Annotated in this window: 7 protein-coding genes and 1 tRNA gene; 5 read left to right on the forward strand and 3 right to left on the reverse strand. The window is 71.2% G+C overall.

Translation table 11 applies throughout. The features are described from left to right. The first annotated feature begins 64 nt into the window (after positions 1–64). Positions 65–1,351 (forward strand): hypothetical protein, encoded by a 1,287-nt coding sequence (locus tag ABEA26_RS23880; protein ID WP_425587889.1) that lies wholly within the window; start codon positions 65–67, stop codon positions 1,349–1,351. A 17-nt stretch (positions 1,352–1,368) separates the two neighbouring features. Here the strand turns inward: ABEA26_RS23880 and ABEA26_RS23885 are convergent, their stop codons facing one another. Beyond that, positions 1,369–3,066 carry a serine/threonine-protein kinase gene (locus ABEA26_RS23885; protein ID WP_345595340.1) on the reverse strand — a complete coding sequence of 566 codons (1,698 nt, stop codon included), beginning with the start codon at positions 3,064–3,066 and terminating at the stop codon, positions 1,369–1,371. An 86-nt stretch (positions 3,067–3,152) separates the two neighbouring features. Beyond that, positions 3,153–3,701: a helix-turn-helix domain-containing protein gene (locus tag ABEA26_RS23890; RefSeq protein ID WP_279564427.1), complete on the reverse strand. Its 549-nt coding sequence runs from the start codon at positions 3,699–3,701 to the stop codon at positions 3,153–3,155. Between the two features lie 177 nt (positions 3,702–3,878). Here ABEA26_RS23890 and ABEA26_RS23895 point away from each other — a divergent pair. Both ABEA26_RS23895 and ABEA26_RS23900 read left to right on the forward strand, forming a co-directional pair. Further along, positions 3,879–3,951 (forward strand) — tRNA-Ala (locus tag ABEA26_RS23895). Between the two features lie 428 nt (positions 3,952–4,379). Beyond that, positions 4,380–5,156, forward strand: coding sequence for an isoprenyl transferase (locus tag ABEA26_RS23900; protein ID WP_279564426.1), 777 nt, complete (start codon positions 4,380–4,382; stop codon positions 5,154–5,156). Between the two features lie 99 nt (positions 5,157–5,255). Here the strand turns inward: ABEA26_RS23900 and ABEA26_RS23905 are convergent, their stop codons facing one another. Then, complete coding sequence (locus ABEA26_RS23905; protein ID WP_345595344.1) at positions 5,256–5,954, reverse strand: DUF5324 family protein; 699 nt, start codon at positions 5,952–5,954, stop codon at positions 5,256–5,258. Positions 5,955–6,273: 319 nt separating this feature from the next. Here ABEA26_RS23905 and ABEA26_RS23910 point away from each other — a divergent pair, with 319 nt between their 5' ends. Next, positions 6,274–6,807, forward strand: a complete 534-nt coding sequence (locus tag ABEA26_RS23910) for a peptidylprolyl isomerase (RefSeq protein ID WP_345595346.1) — start codon at positions 6,274–6,276, stop codon at positions 6,805–6,807. 103 nt (positions 6,808–6,910) lie between these two features. Continuing rightward, on the forward strand, positions 6,911–7,804 hold the full coding sequence (locus ABEA26_RS23915) for a rhomboid family intramembrane serine protease (protein ID WP_345595347.1): 894 nt from the start codon (positions 6,911–6,913) through the stop codon (positions 7,802–7,804). The last annotated feature ends 201 nt before the right edge of the window (positions 7,805–8,005 follow it).

The raw sequence follows: 8,005 nt of genomic DNA on the forward strand, positions 1-8,005 counted from the left end.
GTCGGGGCGTGACCGGCTGCCGGCGTACGCGCGGACCGTGTCGGCGCCCGCGCCGCGCGCGCCCCTGCGTGGGACGCCCGTGCGGCTGGCCGTCGTGACAGCCCTACTTACCACGGCCGCCGCTCTGCCCGGCGGCGGTGCGGCTCTCGCGGCCGGTGGGTCCGTCGGCTACACCTTCGCCGAGGACGCGCGGCGGATCGAGGGTTCCAGCGGTGCCCCGGACGCCGCGCCGCTGGAACCGGGCGCCACGTACCGCAGCTCCCTGCCGAGAGACGGCACCCTCCACTACCGCCTCGAACTCGACACCGCCGCCCTGGACACCTACGTCTCCGTCACCGCCGTACCCGGTCCCGGCGGCGAGGTCACCGCGGTCGACGGCATCCGGGTCTCCTTGCAGGACGCCGACGGCGGATCCTGCACCTCGGACAGCGCTACCTTCGGCGCCGCCCGCAGCGCGCGCCCGGTCACGGCCTGGGTCACGCGCGAGATCACCGCCGGCGAGACCCGGTGCCAGGACCCCGGCACCTACTACGTCACGGTCGAGCGGTCCCGGCCCCAGGACTCCCCGCCGGAGGCCTGGGCCCTGGAACTCACCGCCGTCACCGAGCCCCATCCGCAGCAGACCGGCGCGACCACCGCACCCGAGGCATGGAACTCCGCCTCACCCGTGCCTCTCACCGGCGAGCCGGAACGCCGCCCGGGCGGCAGCGGCTTCGCTCACGCCACCACTGTCGGGCAGGGTGCCTGGCGCGACGACATCCGGCCCGGACAGACCCTCTTCTACAAGGTGCCGGTCGACTGGGGCCGCCAGCTGTACGCGACCGCCGAACTCACCGGCTCCGGCGACGACTCCGGCTACGCCACCAGCGCCCTTCACCTGGCCCTCCACAACCCCGCGCGCGGAGAGGTCGACGACGCAGCCAAGGGCTACACCGGCCGTCCGACGAAGGTCGGCCTGACCCCCCTGCCGCCGGTCGCCTACGCCAATCGGTACACCAGTGACCGCCAGGTCGGCGCGCTGCGGTTCGCCGGCGCCCACTACCTCGTCGTGCACCTCGCGGCACAGGTGGCCGACGACTTCGGCGAGGGCCCCTTCGAGCTGACGCTGAGCGTACGGCTCGCAGGAACGCCGCAGGACGGCCCCGAGTACGCAGGGGAGCCCGAGCCGAAGGGCATCTTCGAGATCACGGCCCAGGAACGGGCGGCCGCGCCGGAGGAGGGCGGGGCCGCGGGCGACGACCTTGCGATGAAGGCGGTCGCCGTGGGCGGGATCGGTACCGGCAGTCTGCTGCTCGTGGGCCTGGGCGTGTGGACGGTGGCGGCACGACGCAGGCCGGGCAGGACGACCTGACGGAGGCCCGGCTCGGATCAGATCCGGGTCAGGGCCCAGAAGCCCACGGCGTAGCAGGCCAGTGCGAGGAGCAGGAGCGGTACGGCCACCCTGGCCGGAGGGCCGGGACGGCGCCGGCGCCGCCCCGCACGGTGCTGCCGATACGCCCGGGCAGGAGGGGCCGTTTGCGGGCTCCGCGCAGTGTAGGAGGTGGTGGGTATGTCGGCGAGCTGCTGCGGGGGTGGCGACGTCAGGGCTGCCTGAGCGGGGGGCGGCGGGTACGGGGGCCGGTACTGCGGGCTTCCTCGGAAGGCCGGGGCCTGTGGGTGCGGCTGCGGACCGGATGCCGGTGGGGAGGCGGCGTCCGCCTGCGGGGGCGGCAGGTGGAAACTGCCGGTCTCCGACATGCCCCCCGGCCGAGCTGACCCGGGGAACGACGTCGCCGACGCCCCGTCCGGGGCGGGCGAGGCCCCGTCGATCCGCGACCGGATCCCGGCCGGGCTGGACGGGGTGCCCGTGGGGGTGTGCGGGGTTGGGTCCGGGGTGGACGGTCCTGGGCCCGGGGCAGGCGGTGCTGAGCCCGGTCCGGGCGGCGTTCGGTGCGCCGCCCACGCTTCGGCCGGGCTGGGCGGCGTAGTGCCCGGGAGCGACGGTGTGCCGTCCGGGAGCGACGGTGTGCCGTCCGGGGACGACGGCGCACCGCTCAGGGACGACGGCGCACCGTCCGAGAGCGGTGCTGTGCTGCTTGGGACCGCGGGTGGCCGTCTCAAGGTCGACGGCGTGCTGCCCGGGGCCGCTTCCGGGCCGGACGGCCGTCGTGGGTCCGCCGGGGCGTCGTCGACTCCCGACGCCCGCTTGAGAGGCCCGTCGGGGCCGAACCCCGAGGGCAACGGCCCGATCTGGTCGAAGATCTCGATCAGTTCGTCGTCGGGCCCGGGCTCCGGCAGCAGCTCCGCCGCCGAGGCCAGCGCCTTGCGCGCCCCCGTTGCCGTACGGAACCTCGCGGGCGGATCCGGCTGCACCAGCGTCGCCACGACCTGCCACAGCGGCTCGGGAACCCGCTGCGGCGCGGGCGGCGTCCCGTGCTCGGCGAAGTACTGCACCAGTGCCTTGGAGTCCGGCTTGGCCCCCTCCAACAGATACAGGGCGACCAGGCCCACCGCGAACAGGTCCGCGGGGAAGTCCGGCTCCGCGCCCATCATCTGCTCCGGCGCGAGGTAACCCGGCGTCCCCACCACGAGGTCGGTCTCGGTCAGCCGGGGCTCACCCAGCCGCATCGCGATGCCGAAGTCGGACAGCCGCAGCCGGGGTCGGCCCGTGCCGGAAGCTTCGAGCAGCAGGTTGGCGGGCTTGATGTCACGGTGCACGACGCCCTCCGCATGCACCGCGGCCAGGCCCGACAACAGCTGGTCGAGGAGCGTGCAGACGAAGGCGGGCGGCAGGGGGCCGTAGTCCCCGACCAGGTGGACGAGCGAACCGCCCGCGACCAGGTCCATGGTGAACAGGACCTTGTCGTCGTCGGCGGCCCAGCTCGCGGGCGCGAGCACATGGGGGTGATCGATCCGCATCGCCTGCTCACGCACGAACCGCAGCAGCGAGTGCGCGTCCCGCTGCTGGAGCACCTTGGCGGCCACATACCGCCGGCGGCGGTGGTCCCAGGCACGCCAGACGGCACCGACCCCGCCGCGGCCGATCGGATCGACCAACTCGTACCGGCCCGCGAAGACCTCGCCCATGGCTGTGCGCCGCTCCTCCCCTGGAACCTGTCACGCCACTTGCGCGGTCCGGCCGCCGGACCCCCTCCCGGCGACCGGACCCGGGATCAGTTCTGGTGGGACTGGTAGTGCGCCACCGCGTCCGAGGTGCGACCCGCGCCGTACACCCGCAGGAACTCGGCCAGTTCCGGGTGGGAGGGAGACAGGGCGTCCGCCGCGTCGATGATGTCTCCGGCGGCGGCCACCGAGCGCAGCAGCGACTGGATCTCGCGGACCACCCGCTTGACCGTGGGCGCCCCCGAACTGCTCGTGGTCGTCGTGGTGTTGCTGAGCACCGAGCCCCCCTGTGACTTCTTGATCTCGTCCATGCGCTCCGTCGCCTCGGCCGCGCTCACGCTGCCGTCCGCGACCTGCCCCGCCAGGTCCTGCAGCAGCTGTACCCGCTGGACCACCGCGGGATTGCCGATCTTCGCCCGCTGGCCGCTCATCAGCTGCGACAGCATCGGCGCGGACAGCCCCAGCACCCCGGCGAGACGAGCCTGGTTGAGACCAAGATCGTCGATGAGCCTACGGAAAAGCGCCCCCAGCGGCTCCCCGTACCAGTTCCGCTGCAGTTCCCGCGCTCTTGCGGTGGCTTCCTGCTGTGCGGCGTCCATTGCGTCTCCCCATCGCTTCCCCAAAAACCGCAGTTCGCTCCAGCGAACCACGCCGAGCATCTTACGGAGCGTGGTGTTTCCCCGGGACCCCCAATCATTTGTGAGATACGGGGGGCGACCCGGTACTCTTGTCTGCGGCACCCGTCGGTACGCGGTATACCGGTGGATGCCTCTTCAGGGGCCTTAGCTCAGTTGGTAGAGCGCTGTCTTTGCATGGCAGATGTCAGGGGTTCGACTCCCCTAGGCTCCACGCAGGTCAGACGCCCTTCGGGTCATTTCCCGGAGGGCGTCTGCGCGTTCCGGCACGGCCCGGGACACGGTCCCTCACCACCTCGCGGACCCCGTCACCGGTAGCAGAGGGCCCCGAGAAGTGACGGGTAACACGCGGCCGTCCGGCTGGGACGAAAGACGCCGGAGTGATCGGCAACCGCCTCAGCAGGGAAGGAAGTTGATGCGGCCGAGTCCCTGGACACATCGCCGGACCGCACGACCGGAGCAACCGCGGTCCCGCGGCGTACGCCGACCCCCAGGGCCCCGCCGAGCGCCCCGGCGGAGCTGTCTGCTCTTGATATCGTCACCCCACAGGGCACCAGCGCCACACCCCTGCGGGGCGGTGCCACGTGGCACATCGCCGTCGCAGCCGACCGGCCGCTGCCGACGAGGTGGAAGGGGTAAACCATGCGGGCGAAGGTACGGGCCGCTCTCGACGCCATCTATATGAAGCGCCTGGTCAGAGAGTTGGAGGGCCGCCAGCGCCCACAGCACATCGGCATCATGCTCGACGGCAACCGCCGGTGGGCCAAGATGTCGGGCATCGACGACCCCCGAGAGGGCTACCGGGCCGGCGGGGCGAAGGTGCAGGACTTCCTGCGCTGGTGCGACTCCGCGCAGATCGAGCACGTCACCCTGTTCATGCTCTCCGACGACAACCTCCGTCGCCCCGAGGAACAGCTGACCCCGCTCATCGACATCATCGCCGAAGTCGTCGAACAACTGGCCGCACCGGGCAACCCCTGGCCCGTCGAGGCCGTCGGTGCCCTGGACCTGCTGCCCGCCGAGTCCGCGAGCCGCCTCAAGACCGCCACCGCCGCCACCCAGGGCCGCCAGGGCGGCACCAAGGTCGACGTCGCCGTCGGCTACGGAGGCCGACGGGAGATCGTCGACGCCGTACGGTCGGCCCTGACCGAGCACAGCTCCCAGGGCGGGGACATCGACGAGTTCATCGAGACCTTCACCATGGAGCACATCTCGAAGCACCTGTACTCCAAGACGCGGTCCGAGTCCGACCTCATCATCCGCACCTCGGGTGAACAGCGGCTCTCCGGATTCCTCCTCTGGCAGTCCGCCTACGCCGAGGTCCACTTCTGCGAGACCTACTGGCCGGACTTCCGCGAGATCGACTTCCTGCGCGCTCTGCGCTCCTACTCCCTGCGCGAACGCCGCTACGGCCGCTGAGAAGACGGAAGACGTTTCACGTGAAACATCGCCGCGGGGCGGAAGGCGATCAAGCCTTCCGCCCCGCAGCGATGTGAACGCCGACCCCGTCGCCGAAGCTCAGCGGGACTCGTCGCCCTCCGCCTCCTCCTGCGCCTGCTTGGCCTGCACCTCCGGATCGAGCAGCGCCTCACCGGTACCGTCCACCGACGTCAGCCGCCCCGACTCGGCAACCTCCGTCGCCTCCGGCGGCTCCACCAGCCAGTCCGGGTTCGCCTGCTTGTCCCACCACTTCCAGGCAGCGAACGCACCGCCCGCGACCACCCCCGCCACCGCCAGAACCCTGGCGATACGCCCGGCCCTCGCCCGTCGCCGATGCCTGCGCGTCAGCCGCTGGATCTCCTTGGCCGTGACCTGACCCCGCAGCGCGGCCAGCGCGGCAGTGCCCCGGGCAGTGGCCTCGTCCCTGACGGGTCCGGCCGCGGCCACCGCCTGCTCGATCCTCGGCCGGGAGTAGTCGGCCGCCTGCCGGGCAGCCAGTCGCGCACGGACGGCCGCCTCCTGAGCGGCCGCGTCCATCTTCGGCGGCACATGCGTACGAGCCTGATCCAGCCGCGGCGCGACATGCGCCCCGTACTGGAGACGGGCCTGACACGCGGCCTGCGACACCTTGGGCGCCAGCCGTACGCGCGCCTCCTGTGCATAGTGAGCGGCCCTGTCCTTGGCCGTGTCGGCGTAGGGCGCCACCACTTCCGCGGCGTGCAGCACGCTGTCCTTCGCCGAACCGGTCGCGGCGCGCACGCTGTCGATGCGGGTCACGGGTTCCTCCTCCTCGGTGGCGTACGGTAATTCGACTTTCCACCCTTTTACGGATCATGCCTGCGGACGTGCTGCCAGGCATGTGAGGGCGGGCATCCGGGTCACGGACGGTGTCTTCGGGCCCTCTGGGGCAAGCGGTGACGAAGTGCGAACAAGAGCCGATCAACATCGATAACGGATGAATACCGGGCAATGAGAGCCTGTCGACGACAATGCCACGGATCGACGCCCCGCGCTCGTGACCCAGCGGTATGAGCGACCTGCGCACCCGCGACCGTGCGAGGATCGTCGAGCACGAAAAGACGACGGAAGGCACACCGTGGCCGAGCAGCTCTACGCCACTCTGAAGACCAGCCAGGGCCACATCAAGATCCGGCTGCTGCCGAACCACGCCCCCAAGACGGTCAGGAACTTCGTAGAACTCGCCCGGGGCGAGCGGGAGTGGACCCACCCCGCCACCGGTGAGAAGTCCACGGGCAGGCTCTACGACGGCACGGTCTTCCACCGGGTCCTCAGCGGCTTCATGATCCAGGGTGGTGACCCGCTGGGCAACGGCACCGGCGACCCCGGCTACCAGTTCGAGGACGAGTTCCACCCCGACCTGGCCTTCGACAGGCCCTACCTGCTCGCCATGGCCAACGCCGGCCCCGGCACCAACGGCTCGCAGTTCTTCATCACCGTCTCCCCGACGACGTGGCTGAACCGCAAGCACACGATCTTCGGCGAGGTGACCGACGCGGCCAGTCAGAAGGTCGTCGACACCATCGCCACCACCCAGACCAACCCCCGCACCGACCGCCCCGTCAACGACGTCGTCATCGAGTCGGTCGCCGTCGAGACCCGCGACGACTGACCCGCCCGCCCACAGGGCAGGAACCAAACGCCCCGCCCATCCGTAAAGATGGGCGGGGCGGTGCATTTGCGCACACCGCTCGCAGGACGACCGAGGGGACGCCATGGACCACGCGGCAGCCGGCTCACCGGACGCCCAGAAACCGCCCGGCTGCTACCGCCACCCCGACCGCGAGACGGGCATCAGCTGCACCCGCTGCGAACGCCCCATCTGCCCCGACTGCATGGTCAACGCCTCCGTCGGCTTCCACTGCCCCGACTGCGCCACCGGCCGCACCGGCACCGGAAGCGGGCCCGCCCTCGCGGCCTCCCGGCCCCGCACCCTCGCGGGCGGGACCATCGCCGCCGACCCCCACCTCCTCACCAAGATCCTCATCGGGATCAACGCGGCGGTCTTCATCGCCGTACACGCCCTGTCGTCGGAGTTCCTCGGCGACATGGTCCTCATCGGGCGATGGCCCCCCGCACCCTTCGTCCCGACCGAAGGCGTCGCGGAGGGCGAGTGGTACCGCCTGGTGACCACGATGTTCACCCACCAGGAAATCTGGCACATCGGCTTCAACATGCTCAGCCTCTGGTTCCTCGGCGGCCCCCTGGAAGCAGCCCTCGGCAGAGCCCGCTACCTCACGCTCTACCTCGTCTCCGGCCTGGCCGGCAGCGCCCTCACCTACCTGCTCGCCTCACCCACCACGGCCACCCTCGGCGCCTCCGGCGCGGTCTTCGGCCTCTTCGGCGCCACCGCGGCCCTCGTCCGCCGCCTCAACGCGGACATGCGGCCGATCGTCATCCTGCTGGCGATCAACCTGGTCTTCACCTTCACCTGGGCCAACATTGCCTGGCAGGCCCACGTCGGCGGCCTGGTCGCGGGCGCCGCGATCGGCTACGCGATGCTCCACGCCCCGCGCGAGCGGCGGACGCTCGTGCAGTACGGCACCTGCGCGGCAGTCCTCGTGGTCGTCGTCGGGCTGACCCTGTTGAGGACCGCCCAGCTCACCTGAGCACCCGTTGTCCACAGTAGGTGCCGGATCTTGTGCACAGTGTGCGGGAACAGGTGTGCCCCCTGCCGTCGACCTTGGTTTCCGCAGGTCAGGCAGGGGGCGAACTTGTTTTCGAGTGCCGGTACTTCCGTCACACCGGCGTCAACGGTCCGTGGGTTATCCACAGATCGTCTTTCTTTTCCCCATCGTGTGGACAGTGCC

It is taken from the genome of Streptomyces marokkonensis (assembly GCF_039539045.1).
GTDB classification, from domain to species: Bacteria; Actinomycetota; Actinomycetes; order Streptomycetales; family Streptomycetaceae; genus Streptomyces; species Streptomyces marokkonensis.

What these genes read in the sequence shown, in the direction of transcription:
- ABEA26_RS23885 (WP_345595340.1), bottom strand. Translation starts at nt 3,066, where the DNA reads ATGGGCGAGGTCTTCGCGGGCCGGTACGAGTTGGTCGATCCGATCGGC.
- ABEA26_RS23890 (WP_279564427.1), bottom strand. Translation starts at nt 3,701, where the DNA reads ATGGACGCCGCACAGCAGGAAGCCACCGCAAGAGCGCGGGAACTGCAG.
- ABEA26_RS23900 (WP_279564426.1), top strand. Translation starts at nt 4,380, where the DNA reads ATGCGGGCGAAGGTACGGGCCGCTCTCGACGCCATCTATATGAAGCGC.
- ABEA26_RS23915 (WP_345595347.1), top strand. Translation starts at nt 6,911, where the DNA reads ATGGACCACGCGGCAGCCGGCTCACCGGACGCCCAGAAACCGCCCGGC.